Source organism: Shinella granuli, from assembly GCF_004341885.1.
GTDB lineage: Bacteria > Pseudomonadota > Alphaproteobacteria > Rhizobiales > Rhizobiaceae > Shinella > Shinella granuli.
This window is the reverse complement of record NZ_SLVX01000005.1, coordinates 51,489-70,100: the sequence shown is the minus strand read 5'-3', so window position 1 is coordinate 70,100 and position 18,612 is coordinate 51,489. Positions and strand designations below refer to the sequence as shown.

At 66.4% G+C, this 18,612-nt stretch carries 15 protein-coding genes; 9 read left to right on the top strand and 6 right to left on the bottom strand.

From position 1 onward, the window contains the following. Positions 1–41: 41 nt before the first annotated feature. The 4 genes from EV665_RS10365 to EV665_RS10350 form a co-directional block, all read right to left on the bottom strand. Positions 42–1,718: a heparinase II/III domain-containing protein gene (locus EV665_RS10365; RefSeq protein ID WP_133034039.1), complete on the bottom strand. Its 1,677-nt coding sequence runs from the start codon at positions 1,716–1,718 to the stop codon at positions 42–44. A gap of 386 nt (positions 1,719–2,104) precedes the next feature. Then, on the bottom strand, positions 2,105–3,055 hold the full coding sequence (gene araH / locus EV665_RS10360) for an L-arabinose ABC transporter permease AraH (RefSeq protein ID WP_064333013.1): 951 nt from the start codon (positions 3,053–3,055) through the stop codon (positions 2,105–2,107). Beyond that, a complete protein-coding gene (araG, locus tag EV665_RS10355) occupies positions 3,052–4,584 on the bottom strand; it encodes an L-arabinose ABC transporter ATP-binding protein AraG (RefSeq protein WP_133034038.1) in 1,533 nt (510 codons plus the stop codon). Before araG ends, araH begins: the two co-directional genes overlap by 4 nt. A gap of 66 nt (positions 4,585–4,650) precedes the next feature. Beyond that, positions 4,651–5,634, bottom strand: coding sequence for an arabinose ABC transporter substrate-binding protein (locus EV665_RS10350; protein ID WP_133034037.1), 984 nt, complete (start codon positions 5,632–5,634; stop codon positions 4,651–4,653). 187 nt (positions 5,635–5,821) lie between these two features. On the opposite strand from EV665_RS10350, the gene EV665_RS10345 reads away from it, so the two are divergent. From EV665_RS10345 to EV665_RS10335, 3 genes are read left to right on the top strand one after another with little or no spacing between them, the layout of a single operon-like run. Then, complete coding sequence (locus EV665_RS10345) at positions 5,822–6,592, top strand: FadR/GntR family transcriptional regulator (protein WP_064333015.1); 771 nt, start codon at positions 5,822–5,824, stop codon at positions 6,590–6,592. Positions 6,593–6,627: 35 nt separating this feature from the next. Then, a complete protein-coding gene (dgoD, locus tag EV665_RS10340) occupies positions 6,628–7,776 on the top strand; it encodes a galactonate dehydratase (RefSeq protein ID WP_133034036.1) in 1,149 nt (382 codons plus the stop codon). Positions 7,777–7,787: 11 nt separating this feature from the next. After that, on the top strand, positions 7,788–8,564 hold the full coding sequence (locus tag EV665_RS10335; protein ID WP_133034035.1) for an SDR family oxidoreductase: 777 nt from the start codon (positions 7,788–7,790) through the stop codon (positions 8,562–8,564). 243 nt (positions 8,565–8,807) lie between these two features. On the opposite strand, the gene EV665_RS10330 is transcribed toward EV665_RS10335, so the two are convergent. Beyond that, a complete protein-coding gene (locus tag EV665_RS10330) occupies positions 8,808–10,013 on the bottom strand; it encodes an ROK family transcriptional regulator (RefSeq protein WP_133034034.1) in 1,206 nt (401 codons plus the stop codon). Between the two features lie 188 nt (positions 10,014–10,201). On the opposite strand from EV665_RS10330, the gene EV665_RS10325 reads away from it, so the two are divergent. The 6 genes from EV665_RS10325 (at position 10,202) to EV665_RS10300 (ending at position 16,243) form a co-directional block, all read left to right on the top strand. After that, positions 10,202–11,440, top strand: coding sequence for an extracellular solute-binding protein (locus tag EV665_RS10325; protein ID WP_133034033.1), 1,239 nt, complete (start codon positions 10,202–10,204; stop codon positions 11,438–11,440). A gap of 69 nt (positions 11,441–11,509) precedes the next feature. Next, on the top strand, positions 11,510–12,394 hold the full coding sequence (locus EV665_RS10320) for a carbohydrate ABC transporter permease (RefSeq protein WP_133034032.1): 885 nt from the start codon (positions 11,510–11,512) through the stop codon (positions 12,392–12,394). Continuing rightward, the gene (locus EV665_RS10315; RefSeq protein ID WP_064333020.1) at positions 12,394–13,239 is read left to right on the top strand and encodes a carbohydrate ABC transporter permease; all 846 of its coding nucleotides are present in this window, start codon (positions 12,394–12,396) and stop codon (positions 13,237–13,239) included. Before EV665_RS10320 ends, EV665_RS10315 begins: the two co-directional genes overlap by 1 nt. A 2-nt stretch (positions 13,240–13,241) precedes the next feature. After that, positions 13,242–14,258 carry an SIS domain-containing protein gene (locus EV665_RS10310; RefSeq protein ID WP_133034031.1) on the top strand — a complete coding sequence of 339 codons (1,017 nt, stop codon included), beginning with the start codon at positions 13,242–13,244 and terminating at the stop codon, positions 14,256–14,258. Then, the gene (locus EV665_RS10305) at positions 14,259–15,182 is read left to right on the top strand and encodes a PfkB family carbohydrate kinase (protein WP_133034030.1); all 924 of its coding nucleotides are present in this window, start codon (positions 14,259–14,261) and stop codon (positions 15,180–15,182) included. It begins immediately after the preceding gene. Then, entirely contained in the window at positions 15,179–16,243 is a 1,065-nt protein-coding gene (locus tag EV665_RS10300) for an ABC transporter ATP-binding protein (protein ID WP_133034029.1), read from the top strand. The genes EV665_RS10305 and EV665_RS10300 overlap by 4 nt, the downstream gene beginning before the upstream one ends. A 59-nt stretch (positions 16,244–16,302) precedes the next feature. Here EV665_RS10300 and EV665_RS10295 read toward each other — a convergent pair whose 3' ends face one another. Further along, a complete protein-coding gene (locus EV665_RS10295; RefSeq protein WP_245507681.1) occupies positions 16,303–18,612 on the bottom strand; it encodes a TonB-dependent receptor in 2,310 nt (769 codons plus the stop codon).

Below are 18,612 nucleotides of genomic sequence, written 5' to 3'. Positions count from 1 at the left end.
CTGTCAACGAAGGGCAGGCGGAAAATGCGGGGGGCGAGGGATCAGGCGTCGAGCGGCCAGTCGGCCATGGCGGAGGGATGCCATTGCGAAGACCGGCCGGCGGCGAACCGGACAATGACGGATTGCGTTCCGGCGGCCGCGGGCACGGCGAAGAACAGCCGGCCGAAGGCGGCATTGCTGCTTTCGCCGGCGGGGGAAGGGGCGGGCTCGAACGACCAGCCGAGACCGGCCGGCGCCAGGATCTCCGCCGCCACGTCCGCGCCGTCGAGGGTGAGCAGGGCACGGGGGCCGTCGAGCGCTGCCGAGGCTTCCGTGTAGGCCTGCCAGGTGCTTGCCGGGGTGGCAGCGCCCTCCTGCTCCAGTTCATCGACGATGAAGACGGTGCCCGGGTCCTCAAGAACGACGCCGCGACGCCAGCCGATCGGCCATCCGTCATCGCCGATCGCATAGGCGGCAAAGCGACGGCCAGCTTCCCGTCCCGTGCCGAGGAGCCGTGCGAAGGCCGCGGTCGACTGCGGCGTGCCATCGATCAGCAAGGTGCTGTGGGCCGCGGCCTGCGTGCGAAAATAGCCGAACCGCCGCTCGGGCTCGAAATAGCCGGGGAGGGCGTAGTTTTCCCGGCCGAGTTCGCTGACGAAACGCCGGCCGGCCATTTCCAGCACGAAGGTGCCGAGGTCGAGATGGGCGTGGTTGACGTCGTTGCGCCCGCCTTTCAGCACCAGCCAGGTCGTGCCGGCGCGCAGTACGGCAAGGCCCGCCGGTTCATAGGCCGAGAGTGCGTCGTCGTTGGGCAGGGGCTCCGTCTCCGGCGCGCACCACAGGAGGTCGAAAGGGTGCGGGTCGCCGGGCGCGGCGTGCTGCCAGGCCATGGCATCCGGGTCGCCCGCGATGTGGGCGAGCCAGCCGAGCACGGGCGCGCGGCGCGGCCGCTCCGTCGCGTCGCCGAAATTGAACACCCGGCCGCTCGGGCCGGTGAGATCGCGGCCGTATCGCCAGGTGCGCGCGAGCGCGGCTGGCACAACCACTGCAAGTCCGAGACCGTCGAGGAGGGCGTGGGCGAGTACGGCGTAGCGGGTGGCATATTCCCAATAGTCCGGACCTTCTCCATAGCCACCATCGGTGCCGAAGGCGGAAAGCCCGTGCTGCAACGCCGGCAGGAAGCATGCCAGGGCATCCCGTGAGAGAGCCTTGTCGATGTCGTCCATCGCGGCGGCGCCGGCGATCATGCCGGTGCAGCAGACGATGTTCCAGTTGTTGCAGACCGTCATCCAAGGCGCCCCGGCCGCGGCGGCGGCAAGGCCGGGAGAAAGCCCCTTTTCGACAATTGCCGTGACGATCGTGTCGTGTTCGGTGCGGGTCAGCAGCGGGCGGGTCCAGCAAAGGCCGAGCGCCATGCCGGCCGTCATCTCGGCGGTGTCGAGGAAATGCGCAGGATTCCAGTCGGCAAAGGCGGCGGCGTTCAGCAGCTCTCGGATCGCCCGCCGGCGAAAGGCGCTGCCGCCGACCAGGCAATCGGCGACGGCCAGCGTCGCGACACGGTCGAACAGCTTGCGGCTTGTCGGAAGGATGACGTCGCGTCCGTCCTCCCGCTCCAGTTCAAGCAGGGGAGAGGCGTGGATATCCCCGGCGACCCGCAGGACCGCCTCGGCATAGCGCCTGCCGGCAGCGGATGACCGGGCCGAAGACCGGATCTGTCCCGCATCAAGGGATAGGATCAATAATTCCTGGCCCCGCGCGTGGCGCTCGACGTATCCATCTGCGTCTTCTTGGCGACTTTGCACGGCGCCGGCTTGCCCTTGACCGTACAGACCGTGGGTTTACCCGCACTCGTCTCGCAGCCGCTCAGTAAAACAGCCGTCGACAGGAGAGCCGCGAGGGAAGTCCACCTTGCTATTACGAACCTGGTCATGGCCGTGTCCACCCGAAATTAGCAAGTCTTCATGGAAAGCGACAAGCCGGGCAAAGTCAATATGCGCGCTGCCCAAAACTGGGTCTTTCACGCGGCCGGACGGCAAGGACGGCCGGGATCTGCTCGATCCCGACCGAACCTGCTTCGGTGACATGCAAGGGGCGGCCTTGGCGTTGCTGCCTGGCTGGGGACCGCCTAGGTGCGCCGGCCGGCCGCGGCCGAGCGCAGGTTGTCGAGCAGCACGGCGAGCAGCAGGATCAGGCCGCGCACGACATATTGGTAGAAGGCCTGGATGTTGAGGAGGTTCATGACGTTCTCGGCGATGCCCATGATGAGCACGCCGACGATGACGCCCGTCATGGCCGCGCGCCCGCCGGCCAGCGACACGCCGCCAAGCACGCAGGCCGAGATGACCGAGAGTTCGAGGCCCGTCGCGGCATTCGGCTGGCCGGAGGTGATGCGCGAGGCCAGCAGCACGCCGGCGACGGCGCAGACGAGGCCCTGCAGCGTGAAGATCCAGATGCGCATGTTCGAGACATTGACGCCGGCAAGGCGCGAGGCTTCCGGATTGCCGCCGATCGCCAGCGTGTTCTTGCCGAAGACGGTGCGGTTCAGCACGAAGCCGAAGACGATGAAGAAGACGACCATGACCCAGATCGGCGTCGGGATGCCGAGGAATTTCGACAAGGCGAGCTGGTAGAAGCCGGGATCGTTGATGCCGACGGCGCGGCCGTCCGAGGCGATCAGCGCGAAGCCGCGCACGATCTGCATGGTGGCGAGCGTCGTGATCAGCGCATTGATGCGGAAGCGGGCGATCACCACGCCATTGACGAGGCCGACGGCGCCGCCGCAGATCAGCGCCGCGACAAGGCCGACGAGGATCGAGCCCGAGGCGTTCGAGGCCATGACGGCGACCATGCCGGAAAAGGCGACGGTGGAGCCGACCGACAGGTCGAAGTCACGCGAGGCGAGGCAGAACATCATGGTGCAGGCGACGATGCCGATGGTGACGACCGACTGCAGCAGGCCGAGCATGTTGCGCTCGGTCAGGAAGTTGGGCACCGTCAGGGCCACGATGGCGAAGGCGACGGCGAAGATGACGACCAGACCCTGTTCGCCGAGGAGGAGTTTTTTCAAGGACGTCATCGGGACTTGACCTGCTGGTTGGAGAGTTCGCTGGCATTGGCTACATCGGGAAGGGCAGCGGCGAGGATGCGGCGCTCGTCGAAATCGGCCCGCTCGATATCCGCAGCGACCCGGCCTTCGCACATGACCATGATGCGGTCTGTGATGCCCATCACCTCGGGCAGTTCGCTGGAGATGACGACGATCGCCATGCCCTGGCCGGCGAGCTCATAGAGGATCTCGTAGATTTCCGACTTGGCGCCGACATCGATGCCGCGCGTCGGCTCGTCGATGATGAGGACCTTGACGCCCTGCTCGGACAGCCACCGGCCGAGAATGACCTTCTGCTGGTTGCCACCCGAGAGGTTGACGATCTCCTGCTTGCGCGAGGGCGTGCGCACGCGCAGCCTGGCGATGAAGCGGTCGGCAAGCTCGGCCTCCTTCTTCGGCTGGAGGATGCCGAAGGGGGAGAAATGCCGGCGCGAGGAGATCGCCATGTTCTCCTCGATGTTGCGACCCTGCACGATGCCGTCGAACTTGCGGTCCTCCGGGCAGAGCACGATGCCGGAGCGGATCGATTGCGGCGGGCTGTCCGGCGCGACGGCCTTGCCGTCCACGCTCACCGTGCCCTGCGAGCGGCTGTCCGCGCCGTAGACAAGGCGCGCCATCTCGCTGCGGCCGGCGCCGATGAGGCCGAAGAAACCGAGAATCTCGCCCTGTCGCACGGAAAAGCTGATCGGAGTGCGCAGCTTGCGGCCGGCGAGGTCCTTCACCTCCAGCCGCACGGCGCCGCGCTCGCGGGGGCGGAAACCCCAGATATTGGCGATCTCGCGGCCGACCATTTCGGAGATGATCTGATCGCGCGTCACCTTGGATATATCAGGATGGTGGGCGGCAAGCTTGCCGTCGCGCAATACGGTGAGACTGTCGCACAGGCGAAAAATCTCGTCGAGGCGGTGCGAGACGTAGAGGATGATCTTGCCTTCGGCGCGCAGGCGATCGATCAGCGCGAAAAGGATTTCGCTTTCGCGCGAGGAGAGCGAGGAGGTCGGCTCGTCGAGGGCGATGACGCGCGCATCGGCCATCACGGCCTTGGCGATCTCGACCATCTGGCGCTCGCCGATCGACAACGAGGCGACCTTGGCGGCCGGATCGATGTCGATGCCGATATCCTTGAGCTTCTGCTTCACCACGCCGACGAGGCGCGTGCGGTCGATGACGCCGGCCTTGCCGGGGAAGCGGCCGAGCCAGAGGTTCTCGGCGACCGTCAGCTCGGGCACGAGCTGCAATTCCTGGTGGATGACGATGACGCCGGCCTCGAAGGCGTCGCGCACCGAGCGATAGTTCTGCGCCTTGCCGTCGATCAGGATTTCGCCGGTATCGGCGGACTGGTCGCCCGAGAGCACGCGGATGAGGGTCGACTTGCCCGCGCCGTTTTCACCCATCAGGCCGTGCACCGCGCCCTTCTTCACCGAGAAGGAAACGTCGGCGAGCGCCTGCACGCCGGGATATCCCTTGGATATCGCCTTGAATTGAAGGAAGTCCTGCATCTCTCCGCCCCGAAAAGAGGCCCGGCGGCGGAGCGCCGCCGGGCTGACATCATCCTGGGAGGATGATTATTCGATGCCGAGGTCCTTGCGAACCTGCTCGTAATTGTCGCGCAGTGCGACCTGGCCGGCGGTCAGGATCAGCTTTTCCGGCTCCTTGCCGTTGGCGACCCACTCGAACATGTTGAGCGCGGTCTCGTAGCCGTGGCGCTTCGGCGAGATGATCACGGTGCCGAAGAAGCCGGTGGCCGCGGGCTTCTTGAACTCGTTGATCGCCGAATCCGCGCCGCCGATGCCGACGCCGATCATGCTGTCGGCGGCAATGCCGACGCTTTCGGTGGCGCGCACCGCGCCGAGCACGGCTTCGTCATTGAGGCCGACGGCGACCCAGTGCTTGATGCCGGCATTCTTGTTGAGCACGACGGTGGAGGCGTTGAGCGCCGCTTCCGTGTCGGTCTTGGCCTGCGGGGCGTCGAAGATGTTGGCTTCCGGGAAGCCGGCGGCCTTCAGCACCGAGAGCGCACCTTCGACGCGATCGACGGCGGTCGGCAGCTGGTCGTAGGAGACGCGGATCGCGCCGACGTCCTTCATGTCCCAGCCGCGCTTCTTGATCTCCTCGACGATCGTCTCGCCGACGGCCTCGCCGATCTTGGTGGCCGAGATGCCCATATGCGGCACGTCCTCGATCGGGCTGCCATCCGCGTTGACCAGGCGGTCGTCGACGGTCATCAGCTTGAGGTCGTTGGCGGCGGCCTTGGCGACGATGCCGGGACCGAGTTTCACGTCGGGCGTGCAGATGATGAAGCCCTGGGCGCCCTGCGCGCCGAGATTGTCGATGGCCGACTGGACCTTCTCGCCGTCCTCGGCGCCGATCTTGACGAGGGTGAAGCCCTTCTCCTGCGCCGCGATGTCGGCGAACTTCCATTCGTCCTGGAACCAAGGTTCTTCCGGCTGCTTCACGATGAAGCCGATCTTCACGTCGGCAGCATAGGCGGAGGTTGCGGCGAATACGGCGACGGTGCCAGCCAGGATGGCTGCTTTGATAAAGCCCATTGTCTCTCTCCCAAGTTAACTGCGCCTGCAGTGGGCCTTGGTGTAGTGTCTTTCATCATATTCGTCAATTGCCTTTGTATGATGAATGAAATATCAGTGTATGATAGTGGCGCCGCAACAAGGCGAGACCGGCCGTCGCCATCGGGTGCGAAACCGGATATGCATCGCGGACGGAATGGGGTGGAGAATGATCGTGCAGGAACAGGACGAACGCTCGGGCGGACCCGATGGCGAGGGGGGCGTGCGGCGTCCCCGGGTGCAGAAGAATGTCACGCGGGCGATCGCCTCGGATATTTGCGCCGACGTCTTTCCCATCGGCGGTTTCCTGCCGACGGAAAACGAGCTTTGCCTGCGCTACGGAGTCAGCCGCACCGTCATCCGCGAATCGCTGAAGATTCTCGAATCCAAGGGTTTGGTGCGCGGTCGCTCGCGGGTCGGCACGGTGGTCTGCCCCAAGGAGGAGTGGAACATCCTCGACCAGCAGGTGCTGGAATGGATCGGCCCGCGCATCTTCGAGCTCGATCTGCTCACCTGCGTGCTCGATGCGCGCCGCGCCATCGAGCCCTTCGCCGCCGAATTCGCTGCCGAGCGCGCGACCGTGCAGGACGTCGCGGAAATCGAGCGGGCCTGGGAGCGCATGCGCGATGCGGCGGGCGATCTCGAAGCCTTCACGCAGGCCGACGTCGCCTTCCATGCCGCGCTGCTGAAGGCCAGCCACAACCAGATCTTCATGCAGCTTGCCAGCATCATCCAGGCGGCGCTGGAATTCTCCTTGCATGCCTCGAACGAGGCGGCCGCGGCCTGCGACGAGGCGGTGGAGATCCACAAGCGCCTCGTGGAAGCGCTGCGCCTGCGCGACAAGACGGCGGCACGCGAATGCTCGCTCCAGATGCTCGATCTGGCCGCGCGCGATCTCGCGATCGCCGTCAAGAACCATCCGGCGCCATCCGGCGCCTGATCCATATCCTTTCCTGTTCCCAGACGAGTCTGTCCATGAAGATCACGAAGCTTACGACCTATATCGTGCCGCCGCGCTGGCTGTTCCTGAAGGTGGAGACGGACGAGGGCATCGTCGGCTGGGGCGAGCCTGTCGTGGAAGGCCGCGCGCTGACGGTGGAAGCGGCCGTGCACGAACTCTCCGATTACCTCATCGGCAAGAACCCGCTGCTCATCGAGGATCATTGGCAGGTCATGTACCGCGCCGGCTTCTATCGCGGCGGCGCCGTGCACATGTCGGCGCTCGCCGGCATCGACCAGGCGCTGTGGGACATCAAGGGCAAGGCCTATGGCCAACCCGTCCATGCCCTGCTCGGCGGCCAGGTGCGCGACCGGATCAAGGTCTATTCCTGGATCGGCGGCGACCGGCCATCCGACGTCGCCAACAATGCCCGCGAGGTCGTTTCCCGCGGCTTCAAGGCGATCAAGCTCAACGGCTGCGAGGAGATGCAGATCGTCGACAGTTGGGACAAGGTGGAGAAGGCGGTGGAGACCATCGCCGTCATCCGCGAGGCGATCGGCCCGCATGTCGGCATCGGCGTCGATTTCCACGGCCGCGTGCACCGGCCGATGGCGAAGGTACTGGCCAGGGAACTTCAGCCCTACAACCTGATGTTCATCGAGGAGCCGGTGCTGTCGGAGAACCGTGAGGCGCTGAAGGAGATCGCCAACCATTGCTCGACGCCGATCGCGCTCGGGGAACGGCTCTATTCGCGCTGGGACTTCAAGTCGGTGCTGTCGGACGGCTATGTCGACATTCTCCAGCCGGACCTTTCCCATGCCGGCGGTATCACGGAATGCCGCAAGATCGCGGCGATGGCGGAGGCCTATGACGTGGCGCTGGCGCCGCATTGCCCGCTGGGTCCGATCGCGCTGGCCGCCTGCCTGCAGGTGGACGCCGTCTCCTACAATGCCTTCATCCAGGAACAGAGCCTCGGCATCCACTACAACACGGGCAACGACATCCTCGACTACGTCTCCAACAAGGAGGTGTTCCACTACGCCGATGGTTTCGTGTCGATCCCGCAGGGGCCGGGCCTCGGCATCGAGGTGGACGAGGCCTATGTCATCGAGCGGGCGAAGGAAGGCCATCGCTGGCGCAATCCCGTCTGGCGTCATGAAGACGGCAGCGTGGCCGAGTGGTGAGGAGAACGCAGATGGCTGGACGTCTTGACGGAAAACGGATCGTCGTCACCGGCGCGGCGCAGGGCATCGGCCTTGCCATGGCCGAATGCTTCCTTGCCGAAGGGGCGAGCCTCTTCCTCATCGACCGCGACGGCGACCTGCTTGCTGCGGAAGCCGGGCGGCTTCGTGCCGACGGCGGCCGGATCGGCCATGCGGCGGCCGATATCACCGATGCCGACGCCATCGCGCGGGCGGTGGCTGCAGCAGCGGGCGAGATCGGCCGGCCGAACGCGCTCGTCAACAATGCCGGCGTCAACGTCTTCTTCGAGCCGCTGGCGCTTTCGGATGCCGACTGGCAGCGCTGCTTCGACATCAACCTCAAGGGCGCGTGGAACTGCAGCAGGGCCGTGCTGCCGGGCATGATCGAGGATGGCGGCGGCGTCATCCTCAACATCGCCTCGACCCATGCCTTCACCATCATCCCGCACACCTTCCCCTATCCGGTGGCGAAACACGCATTGATCGGCATGACCAAGGCCCTTGGCCTTGAATATGCCGGACAGGGCGTTCGCGTGAATGCGCTGGCGCCCGGCTATGTGCGCACGCAGAAGGCCGTGGAATACTGGAACAGCTTTCCCGATCCCGTCGCCGCCGAAGCGCAGACGATGACGCTGCATCCCGGCGGGCGCATCGCCTCGCCGGAGGAGATCGCCAAGGCCGCGCTCTTCATGATCTCGGACGAATGCCCCTTCATGAACGCCACCTGCCTGACGGTGGATGGCGGGATGAGCGTGCTGCATCACCCCTGAGCGGGCGGATTTTTCGGCGGCTGAAAAAAAGAGGCCCCGCACGAAGCGGGGCAGCGAGCGCCACGGTTGGCTCCCAATGACGCGGGGAAGCTCGCGGGTTGCGCGAGTGATATCCCAGTAGGGTTTTGCCGGAACACAGGGAAGGTCTGATTCGGCGATTCCGGTACGCTCGTGCAAATAAACTGCAGATGCAGCCGTTTTGGCCGCGGCGCGGGCGAAAGCTGCCTGCGAAACAGGCAATCTTCAGGACGCCGTTTTTAGGATCGCGGAAAAGCGCGGGTCGAAGGCGCGGCGGATCGGCTCGGCCGCCGCCCCCAGCGCGACGGCCCAGGGGCCGATCATGCCGAGTTGCAGGCGCGGCAACGTGCGGCCAGGCCGGTCGGCATTGGAGGGGATGAGCGGGAACATCGCGTCGAACAGCCGCTTTGCCAGCGGCTCCGGCGCGCTGCCGGAGAGGATGACGGTCTGCGGGTCGAAGATGGTCTCGACCATGTGCACGGCCTGCCGCATGTCGGCCGCCGCGCCCGCCAGCCAGTCGAGGATGCGCGGGTCGTCCGCGAGCGTCCGCCGCTCGACCTCCGCATAGGCCTCCGTGGTCGCCGAATCGAGGCCGAGATGCTGGAACAGCGAGGCGAGCGACGAACGATGCTCCAGCGGCGACGGGGCGCCGCCGCGCGAGAACAGCACCATGCCGATCTCCCCGGCATTGCGGTTGCTGCCCGTATAGAGTTCCCCGCCGAGGATGAGGCCGGCGCCGATGCCGTAGCCGAAATAGATGCAGACGGCGTGGTCGAGGCCGTCGGCCGAGCCGTTCATGCGCTCCGCCGCCGCGCAGGCGGTCGCGTCGTTCTGCAGGCTGGTGGCCAGCCCCGTGCCGGCCGCCAGCGTTTCGACGAGCGGAAAGGCTTGCCACTCGGCCATCATCCAGGTCTCGTCGTCGGAGGGCGCAAGGCCGAAAGGCCCCGGCATGGCAAGGCCCAGCCCGGCCAGCCGGTGCGCCGATTCGGGAATGCGCCGCGTGAGGTCGGCGCGCATCGTCTCGATGAGGCGAAGGATCAGCTTGCAGCCCTCGACCGGCCCGCCCGGCGGAAGGTTGGCCACCGCCCGGGCGACCTCCTGTCCCATCAGGTCGACGGCGACGAGACGCGTCAGGTGCCGATCGATCTGCACGCCGAGCGCGAAGGCGCCCTCCGGCACGAGCCGGTAGGGGGTCGAGGGCTGGCCCCGGCCGCCGCGCACCACCTCCTCCGAGGCGACGAGGCCATCCGCTTCGAGGCCTTCGACGAGATTGGAAATGGTCTGCTTGGTCAGCCGCGTGGCGCGGGCGAGATCGGCGCGCGACAGCGGTCCGTTCAGCCGGATGGCCTCGATGATGACGCGCCGGTTATGGGCGCTGGTGCCTTCCTGGTTGGTCCCGCTCTTGGCGCGGATCGTCCGCAGTTCGTTCATCGACATCCCCTCTTGACACCATTTGAATAATACAGAACATTTAAGTCAAGAAGTTTGACTTAATAAGGAGCCGAAGAGCTCCGGGGAACGGCGGCGGGTCTCCCGCCATGATCCGACGATGAACCCGCAACGACCGGGGTGCCTGCAGGGCGCTTTCGGATGCATGAACCAAACAGGAGGACGCAATCATGTTGAAATCGATAAAGAAGACCTTGCTCGGCGCGGCGCTGGTTGCCGGCGTTTCCGCCCCGCATGCCTTCGCGGAGACGACGCTCAACGCACTCTTCATGGCGCAGGCCGCCTATAGCGAGGCGGATGTGCGCGCCATGACGGACGCCTTCACCAAGGCGAACCCCGACATCAAGGTGAACCTGGAATTCGTTCCCTACGAGGGCCTGCACGACAAGACCGTGCTCGCCCAGGGCTCCGGCAGCGGTTATGACGTCGTGCTCTTCGACGTGATCTGGCCCGCCGAATATGCGGCGAACAACGTTTTGGTCGACGTCTCGTCCCGCATCACCGACGAGATGAAGAAGGGCGTGCTGCCGGGCGCCTGGACGACCGTCGACTATGACGGCAAGTCCTACGGCATGCCGTGGATCCTCGACACCAAATACCTGTTCTACAACAAGGAAATCCTCGAAAAAGCCGGCATCTCGGCGCCGCCCAAGACCTGGGCCGAGCTGAACGAGCAGGCGAAGATCATCAAGGACAAGGGCCTGCTGGCCACGCCGATCGCCTGGAGCTGGTCGCAGGCCGAGGCGGCGATCTGCGACTACACCACGCTCGTCAGCGCCTATGGCGGCGAATTCCTGAAGGACGGCAAGCCGGCCTTTGCCGAGGGCGGCGGTCTCGATGCGCTGACATACATGGTCGACAGCTACAAGTCCGGCCTCACCAACCCGAACTCCAAGGAGTTCCTCGAAGAGGACGTGCGCAACGTCTTCCAGAACGGCGAGGCGGCCTTCGCGCTCAACTGGACCTATATGTACAACATGGCCAATAGCGAAGCGGACAGCAAGGTCGCCGGCAAGGTCGGCGTCGTGCCCGCGCCGGGCGTCGAAGGCAAGAGCGAGGTCTCGGCGGTCAACGGCTCGATGGGCCTCGGCATCACCACGACCAGCAAGAGCCCGGACGAGGCCTGGAAGTATATCGTGCACATGACCTCGCAGGAGACGCAGAACGCCTATGCCAAGCTCAGCCTGCCGATCTGGGCGTCGTCCTACGAGGATGCCGCCGTCACCGCCGGCCAGGAAGAGCTGATCGCCGCCGCAAAGCTCGGCCTCGCCGCCATGTATCCGCGGCCGACCACGCCGAAATACCAGGAGCTCTCCACCGCCCTCCAGCAGGCCATTCAGGAGGCCCTGCTCGACCAGGCAACGCCGGAGGACGCGCTGAAGTCGGCGGCGGACAACAGCGGCCTTTGAGGTTCGGCCTTGCGGGCGGCGCCGGCCGCCCGCACACTCGCCCTTGCTGAAATCGATGAAGAGGACGCTATGTCCAGCACCTGGATGACGACCCGGGCATGGCTTCTCATGCTGCCGCTGCTGGTGATCATGCTCGCCGTGATCGGCTGGCCGATGGTCGATACCGTGCGGCTTTCCTTTACGGACGCCAAGCTGATCGGTTCCGGCGGCGCTTTCGTCGGCTTCGACAACTATCTGAAAATGCTGTCTAACAACAATTTCCAGCGGGCGCTCTACGCCACGACCTGGTTTGCCGTCGTCTCCGTGACGGCGGAGATGGTGATCGGCGTTCTGGCCGCCCTGCTTTTGAACCAGCGGTTCTATGGCCGCACCGTGCTGCGTGCGCTGCTGATCCTGCCCTGGGCGCTGCCGACGGTGGTCAACGCGACGCTCTGGCGGCTCATCTACAATCCGGAATACGGCGCGCTGAACGCGGCGCTGACGCAGGTCGGCCTTCTCGACAGCTACCGGTCCTGGCTCGGCGAGCCCGGCACCGCCATGACGGCGCTGATCATCGCCGATTGCTGGAAGAACTTTCCGCTCGTCGCCCTCATCGCGCTCGCCGCCCTCCAAGCCGTGCCGCGCGACATCACCTCCGCCTCGCTCGTTGATGGCGCCGGCCCCTTCGCGCGCTTCCGCTTCGTCATCCTGCCCTATCTCGCCGGCCCCCTGATGGTGGCACTGGTGCTGCGCACCATCGAGGCCTTCAAGGTGTTCGACATCATCTGGGTGATGACGCGCGGCGGCCCGGCCAATTCGACGCGCACCCTGTCGATTCTCGTCTACCAGGAGGCCTTCTCCTTCCAGCGCGCCGGCTCCGGCGCCTCGCTCGCCCTCGTCGTCACCCTCATCGTGACGGTGCTGGCGATCGGCTACGGCATGCTCGTGCGCCGCACGGCGGGGAGTGCCGCCTGATGGAACGCCGCAGCCTTCTCGCCTCGATCCTCATCCACGCCGCCGCGCTGCTGCTCGCCGCCGTCATCGTCGCGCCGATCTTCTGGCTCTTCGTGATGAGCATTTCGCCGGCTGCCGACCTCGTGGCGCGCCCGCTTCGCTGGTGGCCGGGCACGGTCGATTTCTCGCGCTATGCCACGCTGCTGTCGACCATCCCGAACAGCGCGGGCGCCAATTTCGTCGCCTCGCTTCTCAACAGCATCCTCGTGGCGGGCATGGCGACGGTCGCCGCCGTCCTGCTTGCCGTGCCGGCCGGCTGGGCGGTCTCGCGCACGCCCTCGGTCGGCTGGTCGCTCTCGCTGGTCATCGCCACCTACATGCTGCCGCCCGTCGCGCTCGCGGTGCCGCTCTACATGGCGCTCGCCGCCTTCGGGCTGCTCAATTCGGTCTTCGGCCTGGCGCTCGTCTACCTCACCATCCTCGCGCCCTTCACCACCTGGCTGATGAAGTCCGGCTTCGACGGCATTCCGCGCGAGATCGAGCAGGCGGCGATGATGGACGGGGCGAGCCTTCTTGCCACGCTGCGCATCATCACCCTGCCGCTCGCCATGCCGATCGTCGCCACCGCGGCGCTCTTCGCCTTCCTGCTCGGCTGGGACGAGTTCTTCTATGCGCTGCTCTTCACCTCGGACCAGCGCGCCCGCACGCTGACGGTCGCAATCGCCGATCTCGCGGGCGGCCGGGTTTCCGACTACGGGCTGATCGCGACGGCTGGCGTGCTTGCCGCGCTACCGCCGGTCCTTGTCGGCCTCATCATGCAACGGGCCCTGATCTCGGGCCTTACCAGCGGCGGTGTGAAAGGATGACGATGAACACGACTGTATCCCGGCCGGAAGGCCTCAGGGCGATCGATCGGGAAATGGCGCGCCAGCATGCCGATGCGCTCGCCTCCTTCCGCAACAATGGCGCGATGGCCGAAAGGGCCGCCGCCAGCCTGAAGCGCACCGGCCGGCTGCTGCTGCTCGGCATGGGCGGCTCGCAGGCCGTCGGCCGCGCCGTCGAGCCGCTCTACCGCCGCCTCGGCATCGAGGCGATCGCCCTGCCGCTCTCCGAGCAGCTCGGCGCGCCGCTCGCCCTCGACGGGCGCACGGTCTTCGTCACCTCGCAGTCCGGGGAAAGCGCCGAGGTGCTGCGCTGGTTCGAGGAGACCGGCGGCAATGACGAAACCTTCGGCTTCACGCTCGAAGGCGGCTCCTTCCTCGCCCGCACCGCACCCTCTCTCATCGGCCATGGCGGCACGGAGCAGGCCTTCGCCGCGACCCGCAGCCTGACGGTGAGCTTCTCGCTGCATCTGGCGATCCTCGCCGCCCTCGGCGAGGACGTCGCGCAGGCGATCCATGCCCTGGAGAATCCGCGGGAGCCGGCCATCGACGCGGCGCTGGCCGAACTTTCCGGCGTGCGCTCCGTCGTGACGTCCGGGCGGCGGCTGCAAGGGCTCGCCGAGGCCATCGCGCTCGGCTTCACGGAACTGTCGCGCCTGCCGTGCTTCTCGCTGGAGGGCGGCCAGTTGCGCCACGGGCCGATGGAAATGCTCTCGCCCGATGTGGGCGTGGTTCTCTTCCGCAGCGACGACGCGACGACGGACCTCGTGACGGCGATGGCGACCTCCGTGGTCGAGGCGGGTGCGAAGCTCGTCATGTTCGATGCGTCCGGCCGCCCGCCGGTCGAGGGCGCGGCGACGATCGCCTTCCCGCCGTTGACCGGTCTTGCCGCCGTCTTCGCCATGCTGCCGACGGCGCAGCGGCTGATGATCGCCTTCGCCGCCGCGCGCGTCGCCGATGCCGGCACGCCGGTGCGCTCGACGAAGATTACCCGGAGTGAATGAGTGAAGCCGCTTGCCGTCGTCGGAAACGTCAATATCGACCTGATCATGGGCCCGGCCGCGCCCTGGCCGCAGCCGGGCACGGAAAGCATCGTCGACCATGACGAGCTGCGCGTCGGCGGTTCGGCGGGCAATGCCGCGCTCGCCTGGATGGCGCTCGGCACGCCCTTCGAGATCGCCGCCAGCATCGGCCGCGACCAGTTCGGCCGCTGGCTCGCGGAAAGTTTCGGCGCGCGCGCAAGCACCTGGCCGGTGCACAGCGACAGTACGACGCTCTCCGTCGGCATCACCCATCCGGACGGCGAGCGCACCTTCTTCACGACGCGCGGGCACCTGCCGCTGTTCAGCCTGGAGGATGTCTTCGCGGTGCTCGACGGGCCGCGGCTTGCCGGCGGCATCGTGCTCCTGTGCGGCTCCTTCCTGACGGAGAAGCTGGTGGAGGATTACGACCGGTTCTTCGACTGGGCGGATCGCCACGACATTGCCGTCGCCCTCGATACCGGCTGGCCGCTGGACGGCTGGACGGAAGCGAACAGGCGGGCGGCGAAAGGCTGGCTGTCGCGCTGCCGGATCGCGCTGTTCAACGAGGTGGAGACGACCAGCCTGGCCGGCGTTGCCGATCCCGCCGAGGCGGGGCGCATCCTGCGGCAGGGCATGCCGGACGGAAGCATCGTCGTCGTCAAGTGCGGCCCGAAGGGGGCGATCGCCGTGGATGCCGACAACCGGGTTGTCCACGCTGCAGCGCCTGTCGTGCGGGTCGTCGATACGATCGGCGCTGGCGACGTCTTCAACGCCGCCTTCCTCGCTGCCCATGCGGCGGGGGAAGCGCTGCAGGCGAGCCTCGCCGCCGGCACGGCGGTGGCCTCGCGCGCCATTTCCACCCATCCCCGAAGCTACGCACCGACCGCGCAGGACGTTCCGGCATGAGCACGCTGACCATTGACGCCATCCGCAAGAGCTACGGCGCCGTCGAGACGCTGAAGGGCATCGACATCGCGCTCGAAAGCGGGGAATTCCTCGTGCTGCTCGGCGCCTCCGGCTGCGGCAAGTCCACGCTGCTCAACATCATCGCCGGCCTTGCCGAGCCGACGAGCGGCGACATCCGCATCGACGACCGATCCATTGTCGGCGTGCATCCAAAGGACAGGGACATCGCCATGGTGTTCCAGTCCTACGCGCTCTATCCCAATCTCACCGTGCACCGGAACATCGGTTTCGGCCTCGAAATGCGCAAGGTGGACAGGGCGGAACGCGACCGGGCCGTGCGCGAGACGGCGAAGCTGCTGCAGATCGAAAACCTGCTGGAGCGCAAGCCCGGCCAGCTTTCCGGCGGCCAGCGCCAGCGCGTGGCGATCGGCCGGGCGCTGGTGCGCAACCCGAAGATCTTCCTGTTCGACGAGCCGCTGTCCAATCTCGATGCGAAGCTGCGCATGGAAATGCGCACCGAGCTGAAGCGGCTGCACCAGATGACGAGGACGACCGTCGTCTATGTCACGCATGACCAGATCGAGGCGATGACGCTCGCCACCCGCATCGCCGTCATGCGTGGCGGCCGGATCGAACAGCTCGACACGCCGGAGAACATCTATAACCGGCCGGCGACGCTCTACGTCGCCACCTTCGTCGGCGCGCCGCCGATGAACCTTTTGGCCGCGACGGCGGGCGAGGGCGGCTTGCGGATCGACGGCACTGACATCATCGTGCCCGTGCCTGATCTGGACGGTATCGCGCCGGGCCGCCGGCTCGTCCTCGGCATCCGGCCGGAGGCGATCGAACGGTCGGGTGCGGGCGTGCCGCTCACGGCGCGCTGCGAGGTCGCGGAGCTGACCGGGCCGGAGCTGGTCGTCACGGCGGCGATGGGCAGCCAGCGCCTCGTCGCCGCCCTGCCGGCGACCACCCGCATCGCGGCCGGCGACGAGATTGCCCTTGCCGTCGCGCCCGCCGCCTTCCACGTCTTCGATGCGGAGACGGAGCAGCGCCTGAACTGACACACTCGGGCGGAATCGCCCGAGTGTGGAATGCTCCAGGTGCCGCCCGCGCCGTGTCGTCAGAACGTGGCGCGTACGCTCAGCAGGAACGCGCGTCCCGGCTGGTAGAGCGGCTTCACCTCGCCGAATTCCTGGCCGTAGGTGGCGCGGTCGGCATAGGTCTCGTTGAAGATGTTCTTCACCTCGGCGCGCAGCGTCAGGTTCTGATGGCTCGGCGGCTTGTATTCGACGAAGCTGTTGACGACCTGGTAGGCCTTGAAGGCGGGGCTGCCCTCCGGGACCTTGTCGTATTTCGGCGCGATCTCGATATCGCCGCCGACGGTGAGGCCCCAGTCGGCGAAGGTATGGGCGGCGGAGACCGTGATGATCTCGCCGACCGGCGTCGTGAGGTAGGTGCCGGTATCGGAATCGGCCGGTTTGCCGTCGATCAGCGTGTCGATATTGGCGTATTTCACGCGGATGTAGCCGTCGGTCCAGTCATAGCCGGCGCCGATCGAAAAACCCTCCGATTCCACATGCCGCCCCTCGAAGGCATATTTGTAGCGCGCCGCGCGGGCATTCTCCATTTCCGTGCGGAACACGGAGCCCTCCAGCGAGAAGCCGGCATATTTCGCGACGAGGCCGACCGTGTAGTTGTCGGACGTCGTCGGCTTCGGCTCGGGCGAATAGACCCAGGCGGGGTTCATGATGAAGTTCTCGGCGAGCGGGATGCCGGCCCAGACATGGGAGTAGCCGGCCTTGGCGGTCAGGAAATCCGCGATGAGGTCGTATTCGCCGGAAATGTTGCCGCTGAGACCGGAATTGTCCCATTCCTCGCCCGTGGTGCCGGTGAACCATTGCCGGTCCGCACGGCCGCCGAAGGAGAGGCGCGCCCGCTCGAAGGGCTCCAGCCGCGCCTGCAGATAGGCGCCGACATTGCGCGCCTTCTCGGTGGCGGGTTCGTAGAGGTCTTCCACTTCCGCCTTGTCGCTGTAGAAGTCGACGCCGGCCGTCACCGTGCCGAGGTCGAAATGGAAGCGGTTCTCGAACTTGCCGTTGAACGTGCCGGTGATGCCGGTGACCGGATAGGTTTCCGGCGTGCTGCCGGGCTTGAGATAGACGGTCGTGCCGACCTCCGTCTGGCCATAGGCGAGCACCAGCTTCGGATCCCACCAGCCCTCGGGCGTCGCGTCCGTGTAGGTGAAGACCGTGTTGGTGCGGTTGAGCTCATAGTCGCGCACCAGCGGCTCCCAGGGTTTTGCCCCGGTGGTGGTGCCCATATTGGCACGGAACGGGCGCGGCGCATTGTCCTTGATCGCCTCGTGGCTCAGCTCGATGCGGTCGCCGCTCTCGAATTCATAGGCGATTTTGCCGAGGCCGCTCTGGAAATGCGTGCGCGTGCCGAGCACCTGGTCGCCATTGCCGGCGGAAAACTCCTGGCCGCGGCCGATGTTGAAATAGCCGAGATATTCGAAACCGTCCTGCTTGCCGAAGGTCGAAAGGCCCGTGGTGAAGATGTTGCCGTTGGTGTTGAAGCCGGAATTGACGAAACCGCCGTAACCGTTGCCGTCGAGGAAATCGCCGACATCCTTGGTTTCGTAGACGATGGAGCCCGCAAGCGCGCCCGGGCCGGCATCGGCCGGCGCCACGCCCTCGTCGACGCTGACGGCCTTCAGCAACGTCGGGTCGATCAGCGTCGTCGCATTGTGGTGGAAGACCTTGTTGTTCTGGCGGCTGCCATCGATGGAGATCGCAAGGTTGGTCTCCTCGATGCCGTTGACATAGACCTTCTGCGACATGGGCAGAGAGGAGCCCACCTTGACGCTCGGCTCCTCGCGGAAGACGTCCTGGATGGTGGCGGGGTTCTTGCGTTCCAGGTCCCTGGCGGAAATGTTCAGCTCGCTGACGTCGCCATCGCCGACCTTTTCGCCCTCGACCGTGATCCGGTCGAGCGTCGTCGATCCGTCTTCCACGGAACCGGTGACGAGCGGGGAGAGATGCGCGGCGGTGACGATCGCCGTGCCGTCGGTGGTGACCGAATGGCGCGTGTCGGTGCCTTCGAGAAGGCGGGAGAGCGCCTCCTGCGGCGTGAACGTGCCCTTGACCGGCCGGGAGGTCAGCCCGCGCGAGGTGGCGGCGGCAAGCGAGACCTGCAGGCCGGATTGCCGGCCGAAGGCGTTGAGCGCGCCCGCCAGCGGCTGCGCGGGAATATCGAATACCATGGTGCCGACGCGGGCGGATTTCGCCTGGGCGGCTGCCGGCTGCAGGACCGCCTGCGGCAGGCTGAAGACGAGCGCGGCCGCGGTGGAGACCATCAGCCTGGCCATGAAGACGGTGCGCGTGCGCGCCCCGGCGCGCGACGTGGTCGATCGATCGATATGCAAACGCAT

Coding starts and splice junctions, on each gene's coding strand:
- dgoD (WP_133034036.1), top strand. CDS start 6,628: ATGAAGATCACGAAGCTTACGACCTATATCGTGCCGCCGCGCTGGCTG.
- EV665_RS10310 (WP_133034031.1), top strand. CDS start 13,242: ATGAACACGACTGTATCCCGGCCGGAAGGCCTCAGGGCGATCGATCGG.
- EV665_RS10350 (WP_133034037.1), bottom strand. CDS start 5,634: ATGGGCTTTATCAAAGCAGCCATCCTGGCTGGCACCGTCGCCGTATTC.
- araH (WP_064333013.1), bottom strand. CDS start 3,055: ATGACGTCCTTGAAAAAACTCCTCCTCGGCGAACAGGGTCTGGTCGTC.
- araG (WP_133034038.1), bottom strand. CDS start 4,584: ATGCAGGACTTCCTTCAATTCAAGGCGATATCCAAGGGATATCCCGGC.
- EV665_RS10345 (WP_064333015.1), top strand. CDS start 5,822: ATGATCGTGCAGGAACAGGACGAACGCTCGGGCGGACCCGATGGCGAG.
- EV665_RS10325 (WP_133034033.1), top strand. CDS start 10,202: ATGTTGAAATCGATAAAGAAGACCTTGCTCGGCGCGGCGCTGGTTGCC.
- EV665_RS10300 (WP_133034029.1), top strand. CDS start 15,179: ATGAGCACGCTGACCATTGACGCCATCCGCAAGAGCTACGGCGCCGTC.
- EV665_RS10295 (WP_245507681.1), bottom strand. CDS start 18,612: ATGCGTTTGCATATCGATCGATCGACCACGTCGCGCGCCGGGGCGCGC.
- EV665_RS10320 (WP_133034032.1), top strand. CDS start 11,510: ATGTCCAGCACCTGGATGACGACCCGGGCATGGCTTCTCATGCTGCCG.
- EV665_RS10330 (WP_133034034.1), bottom strand. CDS start 10,013: ATGAACGAACTGCGGACGATCCGCGCCAAGAGCGGGACCAACCAGGAA.
- EV665_RS10315 (WP_064333020.1), top strand. CDS start 12,394: ATGGAACGCCGCAGCCTTCTCGCCTCGATCCTCATCCACGCCGCCGCG.
- EV665_RS10335 (WP_133034035.1), top strand. CDS start 7,788: ATGGCTGGACGTCTTGACGGAAAACGGATCGTCGTCACCGGCGCGGCG.